General features: G+C 71.3%; 15 protein-coding genes. 10 read left to right on the top strand and 5 right to left on the bottom strand.

The window, feature by feature from the left end:
• The first annotated feature begins 71 nt into the window (after positions 1 to 71).
• The 3 genes from dnaK to dapB all read left to right on the top strand — a co-directional run bounded on the left by dnaK (position 72) and on the right by dapB (position 4,177).
• Complete coding sequence (gene dnaK, locus QWY84_RS12130) at positions 72 to 2,003, top strand: molecular chaperone DnaK (protein WP_290202973.1); 1,932 nt, start codon at positions 72 to 74, stop codon at positions 2,001 to 2,003.
• A 214-nt stretch (positions 2,004 to 2,217) separates the two neighbouring features.
• Positions 2,218 to 3,348, top strand: coding sequence for a molecular chaperone DnaJ (dnaJ, locus tag QWY84_RS12135; protein ID WP_290202974.1), 1,131 nt, complete (start codon positions 2,218 to 2,220; stop codon positions 3,346 to 3,348).
• Between the two features lie 19 nt (positions 3,349 to 3,367).
• On the top strand, positions 3,368 to 4,177 hold the full coding sequence (dapB, locus tag QWY84_RS12140; protein WP_290202975.1) for a 4-hydroxy-tetrahydrodipicolinate reductase: 810 nt from the start codon (positions 3,368 to 3,370) through the stop codon (positions 4,175 to 4,177).
• A 202-nt stretch (positions 4,178 to 4,379) separates the two neighbouring features.
• On the opposite strand, the gene QWY84_RS12145 is transcribed toward dapB, so the two are convergent.
• Positions 4,380 to 5,315, bottom strand: coding sequence for a DMT family transporter (locus QWY84_RS12145; protein ID WP_290202976.1), 936 nt, complete (start codon positions 5,313 to 5,315; stop codon positions 4,380 to 4,382).
• 66 nt (positions 5,316 to 5,381) lie between these two features.
• Positions 5,382 to 7,556, bottom strand: coding sequence for a malate synthase G (locus tag QWY84_RS12150; RefSeq protein ID WP_290202977.1), 2,175 nt, complete (start codon positions 7,554 to 7,556; stop codon positions 5,382 to 5,384).
• Between the two features lie 315 nt (positions 7,557 to 7,871).
• Between QWY84_RS12150 and QWY84_RS12155 the strand changes: the two genes are divergently transcribed.
• From QWY84_RS12155 to QWY84_RS12185, 7 genes are all read left to right on the top strand, one after another.
• Positions 7,872 to 10,274 (top strand): DEAD/DEAH box helicase, encoded by a 2,403-nt coding sequence (locus tag QWY84_RS12155; protein WP_290202978.1) that lies wholly within the window; start codon positions 7,872 to 7,874, stop codon positions 10,272 to 10,274.
• Complete coding sequence (locus QWY84_RS12160) at positions 10,264 to 11,508, top strand: ribonuclease H-like domain-containing protein (RefSeq protein WP_290202979.1); 1,245 nt, start codon at positions 10,264 to 10,266, stop codon at positions 11,506 to 11,508. Before QWY84_RS12155 ends, QWY84_RS12160 begins: the two co-directional genes overlap by 11 nt.
• 69 nt (positions 11,509 to 11,577) lie before the next feature.
• Positions 11,578 to 13,614 carry an ATP-dependent helicase gene (locus QWY84_RS12165; RefSeq protein ID WP_290202980.1) on the top strand — a complete coding sequence of 679 codons (2,037 nt, stop codon included), beginning with the start codon at positions 11,578 to 11,580 and terminating at the stop codon, positions 13,612 to 13,614.
• Entirely contained in the window at positions 13,601 to 14,317 is a 717-nt protein-coding gene (tsaA, locus tag QWY84_RS12170) for a tRNA (N6-threonylcarbamoyladenosine(37)-N6)-methyltransferase TrmO (RefSeq protein ID WP_290202981.1), read from the top strand. The genes QWY84_RS12165 and tsaA overlap by 14 nt, the downstream gene beginning before the upstream one ends.
• Complete coding sequence (locus QWY84_RS12175) at positions 14,314 to 15,003, top strand: hypothetical protein (protein ID WP_290202982.1); 690 nt, start codon at positions 14,314 to 14,316, stop codon at positions 15,001 to 15,003. Before tsaA ends, QWY84_RS12175 begins: the two co-directional genes overlap by 4 nt.
• A gap of 74 nt (positions 15,004 to 15,077) precedes the next feature.
• On the top strand, positions 15,078 to 15,329 hold the full coding sequence (locus tag QWY84_RS12180) for a YkgJ family cysteine cluster protein (RefSeq protein WP_290202983.1): 252 nt from the start codon (positions 15,078 to 15,080) through the stop codon (positions 15,327 to 15,329).
• On the top strand, positions 15,326 to 17,551 hold the full coding sequence (locus QWY84_RS12185; protein WP_290202984.1) for a tRNA(Met) cytidine acetyltransferase TmcA: 2,226 nt from the start codon (positions 15,326 to 15,328) through the stop codon (positions 17,549 to 17,551). The genes QWY84_RS12180 and QWY84_RS12185 overlap by 4 nt, the downstream gene beginning before the upstream one ends.
• Here the strand turns inward: QWY84_RS12185 and QWY84_RS12190 are convergent.
• The 3 genes from QWY84_RS12190 to QWY84_RS12200 form a co-directional block, all read right to left on the bottom strand.
• A complete protein-coding gene (locus QWY84_RS12190; protein WP_290202985.1) occupies positions 17,533 to 18,219 on the bottom strand; it encodes a haloacid dehalogenase type II in 687 nt (228 codons plus the stop codon). The two genes, QWY84_RS12185 and QWY84_RS12190, sit on opposite strands and share 19 nt — an antisense overlap.
• 272 nt (positions 18,220 to 18,491) lie before the next feature.
• Positions 18,492 to 19,682 carry a YeeE/YedE family protein gene (locus tag QWY84_RS12195; protein WP_290202986.1) on the bottom strand — a complete coding sequence of 397 codons (1,191 nt, stop codon included), beginning with the start codon at positions 19,680 to 19,682 and terminating at the stop codon, positions 18,492 to 18,494.
• Positions 19,683 to 19,775: 93 nt separating this feature from the next.
• Positions 19,776 to 20,813, bottom strand: coding sequence for an LLM class flavin-dependent oxidoreductase (locus QWY84_RS12200; RefSeq protein WP_290202987.1), 1,038 nt, complete (start codon positions 20,811 to 20,813; stop codon positions 19,776 to 19,778).
• Positions 20,814 to 20,826: the final 13 nt, after the last annotated feature.

Below are 20,826 nucleotides of genomic sequence, written 5' to 3' on the forward strand. Positions count from 1 at the left end.
CAAATCTAGGGGATCAGCGGAAAGATTTGCCGGAAAATGAAATTGGCAGCGACGTTTAGGGGAGCATTGTAATGGGCAAGATCATCGGTATCGACCTGGGCACCACGAACTCCTGTGTGGCCGTCATGGAGGGCGGACAGGCCCGAGTCATCGAGAACAGCGAGGGTGACCGCACCACGCCCTCGGTCGTGGCTTTCGCCGAAGACGGCGAGATCATGGTTGGTGCGCCGGCCAAGCGCCAGGCGGTCACCAACCCGGAGAACACCCTGCACGCGGTCAAGCGCCTGATCGGCCGGCAGTTCAAGGAAGAGGTGGTGCAGCGCGACGTGCGCGAGATGCCGTACCACATCGTCGAGGCCGACAACGGCGATGCCTGGGTTTCCGTTCGCGACAAGAAGATGGCGCCGCCGGAGATCTCCGCCCGCGTGCTGCAGAAGATGAAGCAGACCGCGGAGGACTATCTCGGCGAGGAGGTCACCGAGGCGGTCATCACCGTGCCGGCGTACTTCAATGACAGCCAGCGCCAGGCCACCAAGGATGCCGGCAAGATCGCCGGGCTCGAGGTCAAGCGCATCATCAACGAGCCCACGGCGGCGGCGCTGGCCTACGGCCTGGACAAGAAGGGCGGTGACCGCAAGGTGGCGGTCTACGACCTCGGCGGCGGCACGTTCGATATCTCCATCATCGAGATCGCCGAGGTCGACGGCGAGCACCAGTTCGAGGTCATGGCCACCAACGGCGACACGTTCCTGGGCGGCGAGGACTTCGACCGGGCGATCATCGATTACCTGATCGCCGAGTTTAAGAAGGAGCAGGGCATCGACCTGGGCGGTGACCGGCTGGCCATGCAGCGGCTGCGCGAGGCCGCCGAGAAGGCGAAGATCGAGCTGTCCTCCGGCCAGCAGACCGAGGTCAACCTGCCCTACATCACGGCGGACCAGAACGGGCCCAAGCACCTGGCCATCAAGGTCACCCGGGCGAAGTTCGAGTCCATGGTCGAGGACCTGGTCAAGCGCACCATCGATCCCTGCAAGACGGCGCTCAAGGACGCCGGGCTCAGCGCCTCGGACGTCAACGAGGTCATCCTCGTCGGCGGCCAGACGCGCATGCCCAAGGTCCAGGAGGCCGTGAAGGACTTCTTCGGCAAGGATCCGCGCAAGGACGTGAACCCGGACGAGGCCGTGGCCATCGGCGCCGCCATCCAGGCCGGCGTGCTCGGCGGCGACGTCAAGGACGTGCTCCTGCTCGACGTCACGCCCCTGTCCCTGGGGATCGAGACCATGGGCGGCGTGATGACCAAGCTCATCGAGAAGAACACCACCATCCCGACCAAGGCGAGCCAGGTGTTCTCCACCGCCGAGGACAACCAGACCGCGGTGACGGTCCACGTCCTCCAGGGCGAGCGCGACATGGCCAAGGACAACAAGTCCCTGGGCCGGTTCGATCTCTCGGACATTCCGCCGGCGCCGCGGGGCGTGCCGCAGATCGAGGTCAACTTCGACATCGACGCCAACGGCATCCTCAACGTCTCCGCCAAGGACAAGGGTACCGGCAAGGAGCAGTCGATCCAGATCCGGGCCTCCAGCGGCCTGAGCGAGGACGAGATCGAGCGCATGGTGCAGGATGCCGAGGCCCATGCCGAGGAAGACCGCAAGATGCGCGAGCTCGTCGAGGCGCGCAACCAGGCCGAGAACCTCATCCACGCCACGCGCAAGTCGCTGGACGAGATGGGTGATCAGGTCGGCGCCGACGAGAAGCAGGAGATCGAGAACGCCATCAGCGAGCTGGAAGAGGCCAACAAGGGCGACGACAAGGCCGACATCGAGGCCAAGACCCAGAAGCTGGGCGAGGTCTCCGGCAAGCTGGCCGAGAAGATGTACGGCCAGCAGGGCGAGGCCGGCACCGAGAGCGGTGATGCGAGCCAGGGCCAGGGCAGCTCGGACGACGTGGTCGACGCGGAGTTCGAGGAGGTCAACGAGGACGACAGCAACAACAAGAAGTGACCGGTCCGGCCTTTGTGGCCTGACGTGACGACAACGGGCGCACGGGCAACCCTGCGCCCGTTGTGCGTGCCAACGGGCGGCGCTGCCACGGCCGCCCGGAAGTGAACGGTGTGCCGGCTGCGGCCGGCGCCATGGACATCAAGCGATAGTGCCGCGTGCCGCGTCGCGAGAGGGCACGAGGCACGGGTAAATCGAGCGGGGGGACGACGCGATCATGGCGAAGCGCGACTACTACGAGCTCCTGGGGCTGCAGAAGAACGCCTCGGATGACGAGATCAAGAAGGCGTACCGGAAACTCGCCATGAAGTACCACCCGGACCGCAACCCGGGGGACGAGGAAGCGGAAGTCCTGTTCAAGGAAGTCAAGAACGCCTATGAGGTCCTGACCGATCCCCAGAAGCGGGCGGCCTACGACCAGTTCGGCCATGCCGGCGTGGAAGGCGGCATGGGCGGCGGTCCCGGTGCCGGCGGCGGGGCCAGCTTCTCGGACATCTTCTCGGACGTCTTCGGCGACATCTTCGGCGGCGGTGGCCGCGGCGGCAGCCGCATGTTCCGCGGCGCCGACCTGCGCTACAACCTGGAGCTGTCCCTGGAAGAGGCGGTGTTCGGGGTGGAGAAGACCCTGGACATCCCGACCTGGAGCCGCTGCGACGATTGCGACGGCAAGGGCCAGGCCGGCGGGCGCGAGCCGGATGTCTGCACCACCTGCCGCGGACACGGCGACGTGCGCGTGCAGCAGGGGTTCTTCTCCATCCAGCAGACCTGCCCGCGCTGCGGCGGAACCGGCGTCATGGTCACCGACCCCTGCGGCAGCTGCGGCGGCGACGGCCGCGTGGAGGAGACCAAGGAGCTCAACGTCAAGATCCCCGCCGGCGTGGATACCGGCGACCGCATCCGCCTCTCGGGCGAGGGCGAGCCGGGTGAGCGCGGCGGCCCGCCCGGGGACCTGTACGTGCAGGTGCTGGTCAAGGAGCACCCCATCTTCACGCGGGACGGCGCCAACCTGCGCTGCGACGTGCCCATCAACATGGTCACCGCCGCCCTGGGCGGCGAGCTGGAGGTGCCCACGCTGGAGGGCCGGGTGCAGCTGCGCATCCCGCCGGGCACGCAGTCGGGCAAGACCTTCCGCATCCGCGGCAAGGGCGTCAAGCCCGTGCGCGGCGGGGCCCAGGGCGATCTCCTGTGCCGCGTGAACGTTGAGACACCGGTGAACCTGACCCGGGAGCAGAAGGAGCTGCTGGAGAGGTTCGGCGAGACCCTGGAGCAGGGCGGGCGCAAGCACACGCCGGAGGGTAGCTCCTGGCTGGACAAGGCCCGGCGGTTCTTCGACGAGCTGAAGTTCTGACCAGCGGGGAAACGGGGACATGGCCATTCGTATCGGCATCTGCGGCGCCGGCGGCCGCATGGGGCGGAACCTCGTGGCGGCCGTGGCGGAGCGCCAGGCGCTGGAGCTGACCGCGGCCCTGGTACGGCCGGGGTCCTCCCTGGCCGGGGTCGACGTGGGCGAGCTCGCCGGTCAGGGGGCGATGGGCGTGGCCGTGGAGACGGACCTGGAAGCGGCTCTGTCGCGGGTCGACGTGCTCATCGATTTCACCCTGCCGGAAGCCACCGCCGCCAACGTGGATGCCTGCGCAGCGGCGGGGGTGCCCATGGTGATCGGCACCACGGGCCTGGACGACGCCGGTGCGGACCGCATTCGCCGGGCCGCCGGCAGCATCCCGGTGGTGCACGCCGCCAACTACAGCGCCGGCGTCACCCTGGCGCTGCAGCTGCTCGCCACCGCGGCCCGGGCGCTGGGAGACGACTACGACGTGGAGGTGGTCGAGGCCCATCATCGCCACAAGGTGGATGCGCCGTCGGGAACGGCGCTGCGCATGGGCCGGGTGATCGCCGACAGCCTCGGCCGCGACCTGGACGACAACGCCGTCTACGGGCGACAGGGGCATACCGGTGAGCGGGACCATCGCACCATCGGCTTCGAGACCATCCGGGGCGGCGACGTGGTCGGCGACCACACGGTCATGTTCCTGGGGCTGGGCGAGCGCCTGGAGATCACCCACCGCGCCAGCAGCCGCATGACGTTCGCCCGCGGCGCCGTCCGCAGCGCGCTGTGGGTCCGCGAGCAGCCGCCCGGGCTGTACGACATGGAGGACGTTCTGGGGCTGAAGGCGTAGCGCCCCGGTACGGCGGCATTCCGGCCGGTTCTCCCTGAATGATCCGGAGAGGGCTTCCGGAACCCCGTGTGGGAGGGGCTTCAGCCCCGACCCTCCCGTTGGGGTTTCCTGAAAGGTCGCGGCTGAAGCCGCTCCCACATCGGTCGACGGCGCCTCCCGGCTACAGACTCGCGCCCAGGGGAATTCGCCTGTGGGAGGGGCTTCAGCCCCGACCGCCAATCTGTGTGCCTGGTGCCGTCTTCCTCTCGTTCTCCTGCCACGCCGCCCGCACCATGGCCGCACACAGCAGCGCCGCGCCGGCGAGCTGCACCGGCGCCAGCGTCTCGTCGAGCAGTGCCCAGCCGAGGGTCGACGCGGTGAGCGGTTCCGCGACGATGACGACCCCCGTAACCGCTGCCGGTGTCCGGCCGACGCCGCTGTAGAACAGCGCGTAGGCCAGCACGGTGGGAACCACCACCAGGAACGCGATCAGCGGCCAGCCGCCGAAGGCAGCGCCGACGGCCCGGGGCTGGATGAGCAGGACCGGCAGGAGGATCACGCCGCCCACCGTGAACAGCGTCGCCGTCACGGCCAGTGGCGGATGGTGATCGCCCAGGGCGCGGCCGCTGAGGGCGATGCCGGCGAACGACAGGCTGGCCAGCAGGCCCAGTGCCGCGCCCAGTGCGAGGTCGGCAGCGGGGGCGTCCGTCTCCGGCGCGCCCACGAGCAGCAGCGTGCCGGCGCTGGCGAGGGCGATCCCCAGCCAGGGAATCGGGGTGGCGCGCTCGCCCAGGATGCCCCGCGCGAGGACCGCCACCAGCACGGGGACGGGGCACAGCGCCGTCAGCGTGGCCAGCGTCACCCCGGAGACGGCCACCGCCTGGAAGTAGAAAACCTGGTAGAGCGCGATGCTGGCGCCACCGATGAGCACCAGCGGGGTCCGCGCCCGCAGGGCCCGGAAATCCCGGCGCAGCCCGTCGGCGGCGATCAGCAGGAGCAGCGGCGCGGCCAGGGTCATGCGCAGCATGGCCACGGCCATGGGCGTGGTGGACGTGCCGTCGTAGAGGAACTGTGACGCCGGGCCGGCCGTGCCCCAGAGCACGGCACCGGCCAGGACCAGCACCAGGGAGCCCGGCGAGCGGAAGGGCTTCGCGTTCATCATCCGATCCATACGAGGAAGCCCGGCGCGGCGGCCGGGCTTGCCTCGGTGATGCCGTGCGCGTCCTTACTGACCGTACTTCGCCTTGGCTTCCTGGCGCCGCCGGTGCAGGACCGGCTCGGTGTAGCCGTTGGGCTGCTCCCGCCCCTTGAAAACAAGGTCGCAGGCGGCGCGGAAGGCGACACTGCCATCGAAGTCCGCCGCCATGTTGCGGTAGTGGGGATCGCCGGCGTTCTGCCGGTCGACGACCTCCGCCATGCGCTTCATGGTGTCCATCACCTGGCCTTCGGAGACGATGCCGTGGTAGAGCCAGTTGGCGATGTGCTGGCTGGAGATGCGCAGCGTGGCCCGGTCCTCCATGAGGCCGACGTCGTTGATGTCCGGCACCTTGGAGCAGCCCACGCCCTGGTCGATCCAGCGCACCACGTAGCCGAGGATGCCCTGCGCGTTGTTGTCCAGCTCCTGCTGGATCTCCTCCGCGGACCACGCCGGGTTCGGCTCCACCGGCACCGTGAGCAGGTCGTCCAGGCTGGCGCGCGGCCGGCTCTTGAGCTCCGCCTGGACGGCGTGCACGTCCACCTGGTGGTAGTGGGTCGCATGCAGCGTCGCCGCGGTCGGCGAGGGGACCCAGGCGGTGTTGGCGCCGGCCTTCGGGTGCCCGATCTTGGCCTCGAGCATGTCCTTCATCTTGTCCGGCTTGGGCCACATGCCCTTGCCGATCTGGGCATGGCCCTTGAGACCGCATTCCAGGCCGATGTCCACGTTCCAGTCCTCGTAGGCCTTGATCCAGGGCTCGCCCTTGATGTCGTCCTTGCGCTTGAACGGTCCCATCTCCATGGACGTGTGGATCTCGTCGCCGGTGCGGTCCAGGAAGCCGGTGTTGATGAAGATCACCCGGTCGCTGGCCTGGCGCAGGCATTCCTTGAGGTTCACCGTGGTCCGGCGCTCCTCGTCCATGACGCCGATCTTCAGCGTGCAGCGCCGGAGCCCGAAGGCGTCCTCGACGCGGTTGAGGATCTCGCAGCCGAAGGCCACCTCGTCCGGGCCGTGCATCTTCGGCTTGACGATGTACATGCTGCCGGCGCGGGAGTTGGTCAACCGCCCCAGCCCCTTGAGGTCGTGGACAAAGCCCAGTGTGGTCATGACCGCGTCCAGCATGCCCTCGGGAATCTCGTTGCCCTCGCGGTCCAGCACCGCCGGGGTGGTCATCAGGTGACCGACGTTGCGCACCAGCATCAGCGCCCGGCCGTGGAGCTTCAGCGGCGAGCCGTCGGGGGCCGTGTACTCGCGGTCGGCATGGAGCCTGCGGGTGAACGTGCTGTCGCCCTTGGCCACCGTCTCCTCCAGCTCACCGCGCATGAGGCCGAGCCAGTTGCGGTACACCAGGGTCTTGTCCTCGCCGTCCACGGCGGCGACGGAGTCCTCGCAGTCCATGATGGCGGTCATGGCGGACTCGATGACCACGTCCTTGACGCCGGCGGCGTGGTCCTTGCCGATGGGGTTGCTGCTGTCGATCTGGATTTCCAGGTGCAGGCCGTGACGGCGCAGCAGCACGGCGGAGGGCGCCTCGGCGGCGCCCTGGTAGCCGGCGAACTGGGCCGGATCCTGGAGGGTCTGCTCGCCGGCGGCGGTGCGGACCACCAGCTTGCCGTCGCGAACGGCGTAGCCGGTGGCGTCGGCGTGGCTGCCGCCGGTCAGCGGCGCCGCGGCGTCGAGCACCTGCGCGGCGTGACGGACCACCTCGGCACCGCGCCTGGGGTTGTAGCTGGTGCCCTTCTCGAGGCCGTTGTCCTCGGGAATGATATCCGAGCCGTAGAAGGCGTCGTAGAGGCTGCCCCAGCGGGCGTTGCCGGCATTGAGGGCGAAGCGCGCGTTGCTGATGGGCACGACCAGCTGCGGGCCCGCCACTTCGGCGATCTCCGGGTCCACGTCGCTGGTGGTCACCTGGAAGTCGTCGCCTTCCGGCAGGAGGTAGCCGATATCCTTGAGGAACTGCTTGTAGGCCGCGTGGTCGTGGGGCTGGCCCTTGCGCTCCCGGTGCCAGTTGTCCAGCTGCTCCTGGAAGCGGTCGCGCTTGTCCAGCAGCTCGCGGTTGCGCGGCCCGAGGTCGGTGACCAGGGACTCCAGCGTGCTCCATACGGTGGCCGGACTGACGCCGGTGCCCGCGGTCAGCTCGTTGGCGACCAGCTCGTGCAGCTCCCTTGCGACCTGAAGTCCTCCCTCCTGCACTCGTTCGGTCATGCTCTGACTCCTCGTTGCCATGTCTTTGCCTTGGCCGCGCCCGTGTGCCCGTATCCCGGGCGGCGGCCGGGAACGGTGGTTTCTTCCGCAGCCGGAAAAGGCGGACAGGATAACGCATCCGTGGTTTTCGTTCATGCCTCGCCGGGATTTTTGCCTGAGGTGAACAGGACGGGATCGTGAAGGGAAGCCTGCAGCCTCCGGTTGTCCGTTCTCGGCAGCGGGTCGTCGTTGTGCCGGCGGCACGCATACGCAACGAAGACTGGCATTATATACAGTGTTATCGTACCGTCGGGGGATACCATGCGGGGCAATACCATGGCGACAGCCGCCGAGCACGCTATTGAGGGGGAATCCCGGGATCCGGTCAGCCGCCTGGCGCAGCGCCTGCAGCGCAAGTACGGCGGCCGCATCACGGGCCAGCTGGTCACGCCGGCGCGGGAGGCGACCTTTGCCGACATGCCCGCGGAGCTGGAACCGCGCCTGCGGGCCGCCCTGGGCGAGCGCGGCATCCGGCGGCTCTACAGCCATCAGCGCCGGGCCTGGGACAGCATCAGTGCCGGCCGCCATACCGTCGTCGTCACCCCCACGGCCTCGGGCAAGACGCTGTGCTACAACCTGCCCGTGCTGCATTCCGCGCTCACCGAGGGCAGCAAGGCCCTGTACCTGTTCCCGACCAAGGCCCTGTCCCAGGATCAGGTAGCGGAGCTCACCGAGCTCAATCGCGCCGGGGAGCTGGGCATCCGCGCGTACACCTTCGACGGCGACACCCCGGGCGATGCCCGCAAGGCGGTGCGCACCCGCGGCGACGTGGTGGTCACCAACCCGGACATGCTGCATAAGGGGGTGCTGCCCCATCACACCAAGTGGGCGCAGTTCTTCGAGGGGCTGCGCTACGTGGTCATCGACGAGACCCACACCTACCGGGGCGTGTTCGGCTCGCACATGGCCAATGTCATGCGGCGGCTGCGCCGCATCTGCCGGTTCTACGGCAGCGACCCGGTGTTCATCCTGTCGTCGGCGACCATTGCCAACCCGGCGGAGCTGGCCGCAGGGCTGGTGGGGGAGGAGGTGGCGGCCATCACGGAAAGCGGTGCACCGGCGGGACAGAAGCAGCTGCTGCTGTGGAACCCGCCGGTGATCAACGCCGACCTGGGCATCCGCGCCTCGTCCCGGTCCCAGAGCACCCGCATAACGCGCATGGCGGTGCGTGCCGGCCTGAAGTCCATCGTCTTCGCCCGCAGCCGGCTGATGGTGGAGGTCATCACCAAGTACCTGAAGGATGTCTTCGACAGCGATCCCCGCAAGCCCGCACGGGTGGCGGCGTATCGGGGCGGCTACCTGCCGGGGGAGCGCCGTGACACCGAGAAGGCCCTGCGCGGCGGTGAGGTGGACTGCGTGGTGGCCACCTCGGCGCTGGAGCTGGGCGTGGACATCGGCTCCATGGATGTCTGCGTGCTGGACGGCTATCCCGGCACCATCGCCGCCACCTGGCAGCGCCTGGGGCGCGCCGGACGGCGGGAACGGGCGGCGCTGGGCGTGCTGGTGGCGTCGAGCCAGCCCCTGGACCAGTACATCGTCCGCAATCCGGAGTTCTTCCTGGGGGCCTCGCCGGAGCATGCCCGCATCGACCCGGACCAGTTGCTCATCCTGCTGGATCACGTGCGCTGCGCGGCCTTCGAGCTGCCGTTCCGCAAGGGCGAGCGCTTCGGCGGCGAGGATCTGGAGGAGCTGCTCGCGTACCTGGAGGAGCAGGGTGTGCTGCACCGGGAGGAAGACCAGTGGCACTGGACCGAGGACAGCTACCCGGCCAACAGTGTCAGCCTGCGCTCGATGGCCGAGGGCAACTTCGTCGTCATCGATATCACCGAGGGCGGCCAGCAGGTGGTGGCCGAGGTGGACTACTCCAGCGCCGCGGAGACGCTCTACGAGGGCGCCATCTACCTGGTGCAGGCGCAGCCGTACCAGGTGGAGACCCTGGACTGGGAAGGCCGCAAGGCGTGGGTGCGCCAGACGCGCGCGGACTACTATACCGACGCCATCGACTACACGCGGCTGAAGATCCTGGAGAGCTTCGACAGCGACCGGGGCGGGCGCAGCGAGTGCGCCAATGGCGAGGTGCATTTGGTGCGGCGGATCCCCGGGTTCAAGAAGATCCGCTACTACACCCACGAGAACGTCGGCTACGGCAACATCAATCTCCCGGACCAGGAGATGCACACCACCGCGGTCTGGTGGGAGATCCACCCGGACGAGCTGGCGCGCGCGTTCCCGAGCCGCCAGGAGGCGCTGGACGGCTTCCTGGGCGCGGCCCACGCCATGCACCACGTGGCGGCGCTGCGGGTGATGTCCGAGCCGGCGGATCTCGGGCGCGCGGTGGGCGACGGCAACGCCCGCTGGTTCTCCACCGTGGGGCCGGCGGGCCGGGGGCAGATCCGCAGCTTCGAGAACGGGACCATGGACCCGGAGCAGGAGCAGCGCTTCCGGCCGGCGGTGTTCCTCTACGACAATTATCCCGGCGGCGTGGGCCTGTCCTCGCCACTGTTCGAGCAGCGGCGGGCCGTGGTGGCCGGCGCCCGGACGCTGGTGGCCGAGTGCGGCTGCCAGTCCGGCTGCCCGGGCTGTGTCGGGCCCATCCTGGCCTCCGACGAGCAGCGCGGGTTCTCGCCGCGGCAGGCCGCGCTGCAGGTGCTGGAGGTGCTCGCGGGCGATGGCGGTTAAGCAGCGACTGCAGACATTGCGCAGCCAGGCGGGCGTGACGGCGGGCCCGGAGCGGGCCGCCGCCGCGCCCGACCTGCGGCAGCGGCTGGCCCGGATGCGGGTCGGTGACGGGCCGGGCCGTGCCCGCGCGGCCCCGACGCGGGAGCATGACGTCGCGGCCCTGGCACGCGCGCTCGGTGCCCGCGAGCTGGCCCCGGGGCTGTTGTGCGTGGATCACCAGTACGGCGATGGCGCGGTGTGTGCGGGCGCCCGCCTGCCCGCACCGGAGGAGCGCGCGGGGCTGCCGGGCATGCCGGATGCCACCCTGGGCTCGCTGGGCTTCCTGGACACCGAGACCAGTGGCCTGGCCGGGGGCACGGGCACGGTGGCGTTCAACATCGGCCTGGTCCGGCGCGTGGGAGATGCCTGGCAGGCGCGCCAGTACGTCATCACCGGCTTCGCCGGGGAGGCGGCGATGCTCGAGGCCCTGGCCGCCGATGTCGCCGGGCTGGCGGCCCTGGCGACCTACAACGGCGGCAGCTTCGACCTGCCCCTGCTGCGGGATCGCTACCGCCTGCACGGCACCGCTGCAGCGCCCCTGCCCGCGCAGCACGTGGATCTGCTGCACCCGGTGCGGCGGCTGTTCCGGCCTCACTGGCCGGATTGCCGGCTGGCCACCGCCGAGGCATTGCTGCTCGGGGTGGCCCGGGACGGCGATCTCCCGGGCAGCCAGGTGCCCGGCGTGTGGTTCGACTGGCTGCACCGCGGCGACGGCGCGCGCATGGGCGACGTGCTCGCCCACAACCGCCAGGACATCCTGTCGTTGCTGGCGCTTCTGCCGCGGCTCGGGGCGGCATTCCGGGACCCGGGCGCCTTCGGTGCGGACGCGCTGGGGGCGGCGCGCGCGTGGTTGCAGCAGGGCGAGGAAGCGCGGGCGTTGCAGGTCCTGGAGGCGGCGCCGGCACTGGACCGGGCCGGGCAGCACGAGCTGGCGCGCCTGTACCGGCGCGCCGGGCGGCTGGAGGAGGCCGCAGCGCTGTGGCAGCGCCTGGCCGAGTGCGGCTGTCCCCGGGCGCTGGAGCAGCTGGCCAAGTTCCACGAGCATTTCCGGCGCGACCCGCAGGCGGCGCTGTCCCTGGCCGAACGACTTCCCGAGGGTGCCGGGCACGAACGCCGGCGCCAGCGGCTGCGTCGCCGCCTTCCCGCGGCGGCGACACTGCCCCTGGAGCTGGAAGACCCGTCCCACGCTCCGTAGAATGCCCGCTTCTCCGCCCGGCACGGATCCCGCGCCGGGTCCCTGGCCATGCCAACCGGGATGCCGCCGATGCTCGATGACGACCAGGCACGTGTCGTTGCCCACGAGGACGGGCCGGCCGCCGTACTCGCCGGCGCCGGGTCGGGCAAGACGCGCTGCACCACCGAACGGGCGGCCCGCCGCCTGACGGAGGCGGGCGTCCCCGGGGCCGGCATGGTGCTGCTCACCTTTACCAACAAGGCCGCCACGGAGATGCGGGAGCGGCTCCGGGCGCGGCTGCCGGCGGAGTACACGCTGCCGTGGATCAGCACCTTCCACAGCTTCGGCAACGGCCTGTTGCGGCAGCACGGCGAAGCCATCGGCATCCCGCGCCGGGCCACGCTCATGGACGCCGACGACGCCACCCGCATGCTCGATGCGCTGCTGGCCCGGCCGTTCCCGGACAAGGGACACCGCCAGGAGCTGCTGCGCCTGCGCGAGAAGATCACCGCGCGCGGCCTGGATGTCACCCACGAGGCGGACGTCCCGGAGATCATGAGCCTGTGCGAGGCCGACGGCCTGGACCGCACCGCCGGCCGGCGCTTCCGGGAGGGGCTGCGCCGCTACGAGGAAGAGAAGCGGCGCGCGGCCGTGCTGGATTTCGCCGACCTGATCCTGCTGCCGATCCGCCTGCTGCGCCAGGACCCGGCGCTCGCGGCGCGGCTGCGCGCGGAGCTGCGCGATGTCACCGTGGACGAGGCCCAGGATACCGACGCCGGGCAGTTCCGGCTGCTGCAGCTGATCGCCCCGGAGAGCCGGACCGTGGTGCTCGTGGGCGACGACGACCAGGCCATCTACGAGTGGCGTCATGCCCGGCCCGAGAACATGCGCGACTTCATCGACCAGTACGGCGCCACGGTCTACCGGCTGGAGCGCAACTACCGCTCCACCGCCGCGATCGTCTCCGGGGGCGCCACCCTGGTGCGCAACAACACGGAGCGGCTGGAGAAGACCCCGTTCGCCGTGCGCTCGGGGGAGGACGCGCCCCTGACGTTGGTGGAGTACGACGACGGCGAGGCCATGGCCGAGGGCGTCGCGGACCGTCTGTCGGCGGCCCTGGCCCGCGATCGCGGCCCGGAGGACCTGGCCGTGCTGTACCGCAAGAACCGCCTGGCCCGCGGCATGGAGGCGGCGCTGCTGCGGCGGGGCATTCCGTATCGCATCAAGGCCGGCACGGACCTGCTGGGCTATGCCGACGTCCGCATGATGCTCGCCGTCGGCCGGCTGGCCAGCAATCGCCATGACATCCGGGCGCTGTCCCGGGTGGCGGACATGATTCCCGGCCTGGGGGCCCGCGGCGTCGCGCGCCTGACCGAGGGCAGCGGCGATCCCCTCCAGCGCGCGGCGCGGCTGGCGCCGCGGGCGGCGGCCGCGGTGGAGCGCCTGGGCGCGGGCATGGCCCGACTCCATGGCGACGGGCCGGGCGGCTTGCTGGCCTGGTGCGAGCAGGACGGGCTCTTCCGGCACTGGCTCACGCAGCGGGCCCGGCGCAGCATGCAGGCCGGCCGCGCCGGCGGCGCCGCCGACGTGGAGCAGGCGCTGCGGCCGGCCCTGGGGCGCATGGCCGTGGTCCAGCGCGCCATGGATCGCCGGCTGGCGTCGCTGCCGGCGGGATCGCCGCCGGAGGCCGCGTGGGCGGCCGCCCTGGAAGTCGTCGCCGCGGGTACCGAGGAGGGCGACGCCGGCGAGGGCAAGGTGACGCTGAGCACCGTCCACGGCGCCAAGGGGCTGGAGTGGCCGGAGGTGCACCTGTACGGTTTCTCCGAGGGACTCATGCCCATGGAGCGCGACGGCGAGGTGGAGAACCTGGCGGAGGAACGGCGGCTGGCCTATGTGGCCGTGACCCGGGCCCAGGACGCGGTCACGCTGCACCATGCCGATGCCCTGGACCTGGGCACGGGGCGGGGCAGCGAGCCGCTGTCCGTGTCGCGCTTCCTGGGCGAGCTCGGCCCGGGGGAGGCGGTAACCCGGGTGGACCGGCGCCGGGGGCGCACGACGGAACCGGCCGCGGGCCAGGCCCGGGACTGGCTGGCGGCCATGCGGAAGACCCTCGATGGCAGCGCATGATTCGTCGGAGCACAGCACCGACGCCGTCGGCATCATCCGCGGCGGCTACCCGGAGCGCTTCGGCACGCCGCGCCAGCCCGGCCAGGTGCCGGCAGCCCGGGCCGAGGTCGTCCTGCTGCCGCCCTACGACGTCCCGGAGTCGCTGACGGGCCTGGACGGCTTCAGCCATGTCTGGCTTCTGTATCGCTTCCATGCCAACCCCGGCGCGCAGTGGACGCCGACGGTGCGTCCGCCCCGCCTCGGGGGGAACCGGCGTGTGGGTGTGTTCGCCAGCCGCTCGCCCGTGCGCCCGAACCCCATCGGTCTGTCGGTGGTCACACTGGACGCGGTGCATGCCGGCCCGGGCTGGTGCGGCCTGCGGATAAGCAATCACGATCTCGTGGAGGGGACGCCGGTGCTGGATATCAAGCCGTACCTTCCCTACAGCGATTGCCTGCCCGCGGCGGTTGCCCCGCAGCCGTTCGACCGGCCACCCGAGCGGCTGCGGGTCGAGTTCGCGCCCGGGCTTGCCGAGTCGGAGCCGGTCGGCGATCCGCAATGGCGCGCCCTGGCGGAGCAGACGCTGGCGCCGGATCCGCGCCCCGCCTATCGCCGCGACAACGACAGCGGGCGCGTGCACGGGGTCCGGATCGGCAGCTGGAATGTGCGTTTCCGCGTGTCCGGGGCGACGGTCCGGGTCGTCGCGGTGGAGCAGGCAACATGACGGGTTTCGACTGCGGTGCAATGATGGTGCGAGCGGTTGCGCTTGTCTTTGCCGCGGCGCTGGTCACCGGCTGTGCCGGTACGGATGGGGCGCCGCAGGCGGAGTCGCGTCCGCCCCGGGAGCCGGCACCGGAGCCGCCGGGTGTGGCCATGACGGTGTATGACTGCGCCGATGGCTCGCGCGTGGTCGTCGAAGGCCAGGGACGCGCGTCGGTGCGCCTGCACCGCGAAGGGGAGAGCCGTCGCCTGACCCGGGACGGGTCCGGCCAGGCCCTGTCCTACAGCGACGGGCGCGTGGGCTGGGAGGTCGCGAACGGCCGGGGGACGTACACCCACGGCAGCGGCACCCGGACGCGCTGCGGGGAAACGCCGGGCGTGGGCGCCTGGGAGGCGGCCCGCCTGGACGGGGTGACCTATCGGGCGACGGCGCGGGACGGCAGCTGGCTCCTGGAAGTGCGCGAGGAGGTGCTGGTCTTTCGCCGCCGGGGGGATGATCCGGTACGGGCCGACAGTCCCACGTGGATGACGGGCCGGCGCCTGGAGGCGGAGCGCGAGGGCGAGACGGTACACCTGGAGCGCCTGGAGGGCGCCTGCCGGCGGGGTGACGCTCAGCCGCTCCTGGAGCCCGTCCGCATCCGCATCGGGCAGCGCCGTTTCGAGGGCTGCGGGCGCCGGCTGGAAACCTGATGCGTGACATCAGGAAAATGATGTAAAGCACCGTACAATAAATAAATGGTTATGACTTTCCGGAGGAATCACTGATGGAATGCCGGGTTGGTTGCGGGGCCTGCTGTATCGTGCCCTCCATCTCGTCGCCCCTGCCCGGCATGCCCGACGGCAAGCCCGCCGGTGAAGCGTGTATCCACCTTACCGCGGACTATCGCTGCGGCCTGTTCGGGCGGCCGGAGCGTCCCGCGGTGTGCGAGCGCTTCCAGGCCACCGAAAGCCTGTGCGGCGACAGCCGCCAGGACGCGTTCGCTCGGCTGCACCGCCTGGAGGTCGACACGGCATGACCGGCGGCAGCGATCCCGCGAGCCTCGGGGAACGGGCCGCACGGCTGGCCGCGGAGGCGCATGCCGCCGGCTACCGGCGCCTGGTGCTCCTGGCGGGCAGCCGGCCGTGGACCCACCGGTGCGGGGAGGCCATGCTCCGTGCGGCGGCGGATCCCGCCTCGGCGCTGTGGGCCGGGCACGCCGTGCCCGACGGCGTTCCGTCCTGTCCGCCGGACGGGCTCGTGCGCTACCTGGGCAGCGAGACCTCGTGCCTGATCGTGGACGCCCATGACGGCCTGGATCCCGACGGCCTCGGGGCGGGGCTCGGCACCGTCCGGGCCGGCGGGCTGGTTCTGCTCCTGGCGCCGCCGCTGGCCGACTGGCCGGATCATCCCGACCCCCAGTCAGCGCGCCTCACCGTGGACGGCTGGGCGCCGGAGGCGGTCGCCGGGCGCTTCATCCGGAGACTGCGCCGCATCCTGGCCGAGGATCCCTATACCGTGGTCGTGGAGGAGGGAGGAACGCCCGCCGAAGCGCAAGCGTTGCCCCACGGCCCGGCGCCGGCCGCCGCCGGTGACCGGCGCTGCATGACGGCCGACCAGGCGGCGGCTGTCGCCGCCGTCGTGCGCACTGCCACCGGGCACCGTCGACGGCCCAGCGTATTGACGGCGGACCGCGGCCGCGGCAAGTCGGCGGCGCTCGGCATTGCCGCGGCGGAGATTCTCGCCGAGCGCGGCGGCGATATCGTGGTCACGGGGCCGCGGCGGTCCGCGGTGGATGCGGTACTGCGCCACGCCGCCGGAAGCCTGGGCGTGACCGTGCATCGCGGGCGGGTAGCGGCTCCCGGCGGCGGCTCGCTGCGCTTTCTGCTACCCGAGGAGCTGCAGGCGTGCGACTCGCCCCCGGCACTGGTGCTGGTGGATGAAGCCGCCGCCGTGCCCACGGCCATCCTGGCCGATCTGCTGCGCCGCCACAGCCGGATCGTGTTCGCCACCACGGTGCATGGCTACGAGGGCAGCGGCCGGGGATTCTCGCTGCGGTTCCGGGGTGTGCTGGACGCCGAGACGCCCCGGTGGCAGGAGATCCGGCTGGAGACGCCCATCCGCTGGCGTCCGGGGGATCCGGTGGAGGCGGTGCTCTTCCGCGCGCTCCTGCTGGATGCGGATCTCCCGGCGGCGGGCAGCGGCGGTCGCGAGGGGGCCTTGCTCCTGGAGCGCCTGGACCGCGATCGCCTGCTGGACGACGAGCCGTTACTGCGGGACCTGTTCGGCCTGCTGGTTCACGCGCACTACCGCACCCGGCCGATGGACCTGCGCAATCTTCTCGACGGCCCGAACCTGTTCCTGGACCTCCTCCGGCAGGACGATCGCGTCGCCGGCGTCGCCCTGTCGGCCGACGAAGGAGGCTTCACCGGCGATGTTGCGCAGGCCATCTGGTCGGGCCGGCGCCGGCCCCGCGGTCACCTCCTGCCCCAGTCCCTGGCCAGTCATGTCGGGGTGCTCGACGGCGCCGCCGCCCGGGCGCTGCGGGTCATGCGCATTGCCGTGCACCCGGAGCTCCAGCGCCGGGGGCTGGGGACCCGGTTGCTCGGCGAGCTGGCTGAACGGGCGCGCGACGCTGGGTATGATCTGACCGGCGCCAGTTTCGGCGCCACCCCGGGCCTGATCGCGTTCTGGGAGCAGGCCGGCTTCCGGCCCGTGCGGCTGGGCATACGGCGGGACGCGGCCAGCGGCACGCATTCCGCGCTCATGGTGCAGGGCCTCAGCGAGCGCGGCGACGCCCTGGTCGACCGCGCGCGGGGGCGGATGGCGCGTGATTATCCGGTGCAGCTGGCCGACCCGCTGGCACGGCTCGAGCCGGAGCTGGCGCTGATGCTGCTCCGGGGGTTGGACGTTCCGGAGCCGTCGGAGACCGACTGGCTGGACGCCGTGGGCTTCGCCCACGGCCACCGCGCCTACGAGGTTTCCATGGCCGGGCTGCACCGCGTCGCCCTGTGGGCGCTGGCCGATCCGGCATGCGCGGCGGAGCCCGGCGAGCGCGCGCGCCGCGGGCTGGTGGCGCGGGTACTGCAGCACCGGCCCTGGGCGGATGCCGCCGCCGCGGCCGGGGAGGCGGGCAGGCCGGGCCTGGTGGAGCTCCTCCGCGACGCCGTACGCGGGCTCGCGGCGTCCCGGGCGCCGGCGGATGTTCGGCGGCTCGCCGCGCGGATCGCCGGCGAGGCGGACTATACGTCGTCGTCGTAGACGTCCTGCTCCAGGATGGCCGTGGCGACCTGCTCCATGTCGTCGCCGACGATGGTGGGCTCGGGGAACAGCGGATCCAGCACCTGGCCGGGCCGGGCGACGAACGCGCCCTCCCAGCCCGCGTTCATGGCCCCGGCCACGTCCCAGGCGTGGGCGGCGACCAGGCGCATGTCCCGGGCCGCGGCGAGCATGCTCCTCGCGGCGGTGTTGTAGACCTCCGGCGCCGGTTTGAGGGTCTGGGCCATGTCCACGCTGAGAATGTCCTCGAAGTAGTCGCTCAGACCGGCATGGTCCAGCTGCGCCCGCGCCGTGGCCGACGGCGAGTTGGTGAGAGCGACCAGCCGCAGCCCAGCGTCCCGCAGGCGCGCCAGGGCCGGTGCGACGTCGGCATGCGGCGGCAGCGAGCGCATGCCGGCGCCCACCGCCTCGCGGTCCTTCTGGGTCAGCCGGACCGCCCGGCGCGCCGCGATCTGGGTGAGCGCGTGACCGGCGATGGTGGTGAAATCCTGGTACTGCCCGAGAATGGTGGTGGTCATGGCGCTCTGCAGGACCTGGCCGAACCATTCGCGGCGCGCGTCGGCGGTGCCGAACAATTGCTCGAAGACCGGGTCGAGGCCGGCCAGGTCCAGCAATGTTTCATTGACGTCGAAGACGATGATGCGGCTCATGCGGTATCCCCGTTGTATCGTGAATGGCCCGGCGGCCCGTGTCCGGGCCGGTGCATGCCGGTGGAATCACCCTGGACGCATGGTAGCAGCCGTGGAGCCCTTTTCCTGCAGCAGGTGAGGCCGATGTCTCCCGGGCCCGCGGAGGGCGTACGGAGGCCTTCGTGCGCGGCAATCCGTGCCGGGGTCGGGGGGAGGAGGGGAATGGCCGCGGGATGCGTGGCAGCGACCCCTGGCGGGCATCGCGCCGCCGGGTTACCGCCGGTGCCGGTGGGCTACCGCCCGAAGAACCACGGACGCAGGCGCACGCCGGCCATGTTGCCGAGGAAGCCGAAGATCAGCCATGCCCAGCCGTGCAGGCTGCCCGAGGCGATGCCGCTGAAATAGGCGCCGATGTTGCAGCCGAAGGCCAGGCGTGCGCCGTAGCCCAGGAGCAGCCCGCCGATAACGGCGGCCAGCAGGGGCCGGAACGGGATGCGCAGGCTGGGCGCGAAACGGCCCGCCAGGGATGCGGCCGCCAGGGCGCCCAGGATGATGCCGACGTTCATCACCGAGGTGACGTCGGCGAAGATGCTGCCTTCCAGGGCGCTGGCGTTGCCGGCGTACTGCCAGTAGGTCCACTGGCCGACGTCGATGCCCAGGAACTGGAACAGCTTCGCCCCCCACAGCGCGAACGCCGAGGTAATCCCCCAGGGCCGCCCCGCCAGGGCGAGGGTGGCGAAGTTGAGCACCGCCAGGCCGACGGCCCCCCAGATCAGCGGCCAGGGGCCGCGGAGGAATCGTTGCCAGCCCGCCCGCTCGCCGGCCGGTGCCTTCTCCAGGGCGCCGTGCCGCCGCTTCTCGATGGCCACGGTGAGGCCGTAGATGCCGGCGAACAGGGCCAGGCTCAGGGCCAGTCCGCCGCCCAGCCCGAACGTGCTGACCAGGGACACGGCGTCGAAGGCGGGCTGGCTCCACCACCAGTCCACGTGGTGGGTGGCGATGACCGAGCCCAGGATGAAGCCGGCAAGCGTGATCACCATGCGCACGTTGCCGCCGCCGGCGGTGAACAGGGTGCCCGAGGCGCAGCCGCCGCCCAGCTGCATGCCGACGCCGAACAGGAACGAGCCCACCACGACGGCCACCCCGATGGGCGCGACGAAACCGGAGACGCTGGTCCCGAGGATGCTGCCGGCGTCCAGGGCCGGGAAGAACAGCGTCACGGCCACGGCGAGCATGATCATCTGGGCGCGCAGACCGCGGCCGCGGGCGTCGGTGATGAACACCCGCCAGGCGGAGGTGAAGCCGAAGGCCGCGTGATAGAGCACCACGCCCAGCGCGCCGCCGACCAGGAACAGCGCCGCCTGGGTCAGGCTGATGGCCTGGCCCAGGTACAGCAGCCCGATGCCCAGAAGTGCCGCGGCCAGCCAGCCGGCGGGATGGATGCCGCCCGGCCGGCTGCCGGTGATGGTCTGTGATATGGCCATGTGTTCCTTCCCCGCAGGGTCCTGCAAACCGTCTACGGCGGCGGAGTGTATACGACCCGCCGGGCGCGGCGGAAAGGCTGATTCAGCCTATGGTTAGAACGCCCCTGCAGAGGCGGTCCGTCCGCCGGCCGGGATGCCGCAGCAGTCCGCCAGCAGGCGCAGGGAGTGCAGGCGTGCTTCCGGGTCGTGGACGTCGTTGGTGATCATGAGCTCGTCGGCGCCGGTGGCGTGAATGATGGTGTCGAGCCGCTCCCGGACGGTCTCCGGCGCGCCGAAGGCGGAGACGCTGAGGGTGTTCTCGACCATGGCCTGCTCCTGTGGCGACCAGAGCCCGTCCATGGTTGCCACCGGCGGGTCCATCTGGCCCCGCTGGTTGCGGAACATGCGCAGGAAACGCTGCCGGAGGGAGGTGGCCAGGCGCTGGGCCTCGTCGTCGGTGTCCGCCACGATGGTATTCACGGCCACCATGGCATGGGGGCGGTCCAGCACCGCGGACGGCCGGAACACGTCCCGGTACAGCGCCAGCGCGTCCAGCAGGTGGCGGGGCGCGAAATGGCTGGCGAAGGCGAAGGGAAGCCCGAGCTCGCCGGCCAGGCGCGCGCTGTAGTCACTGGAGCCGAGCAGCCAGACGGGGATGTCCAGGCCCTGGCCCGGAATGGCGCGCACCTTCTGGCCCTCGCGGGCCGGTGCCAGGTAGCCCCGGAGCTCGGCCAGCAGCTCGCCGAAATCGGGCTCCAGGCTCGCCCCGGCGCCGCGTACCGCCCGGGCGGTTGCCGGGTCGGTGCCCGGGGCGCGCCCCAGGCCCAGGTCGATGCGGCCCGGGTAGAGGGTCTCCAGCGTGCCGAACTGCTCGGCAATGATCAGCGGCGCATGGTTCGGCAGCATGACGCCGCCGGAGCCGACGCGGATGCGCTGCGTCCGTCCGGCCACGTGACCGATCAGCACGGCCGTGGCGGCGCTGGCGATGCCGTCCAGGTTGTGGTGCTCGGCCAGCCAGAAGCGGTTGAACCCCAGCCGGTCCGCCTCGCGGGCGTGGGCGACGGTGCGCTCGAATGCCTGCCCGGGGGTACCGTCGCGGACGATGGTGGCGAGATCGAGGACCGAGACCGGGACGGAGACGGGTTGGCTCATGGGTGCGATGCTC

Source organism: Aquisalimonas lutea, assembly GCF_030409225.1.
GTDB lineage: Bacteria > Pseudomonadota > Gammaproteobacteria > Nitrococcales > Aquisalimonadaceae > Aquisalimonas > Aquisalimonas lutea.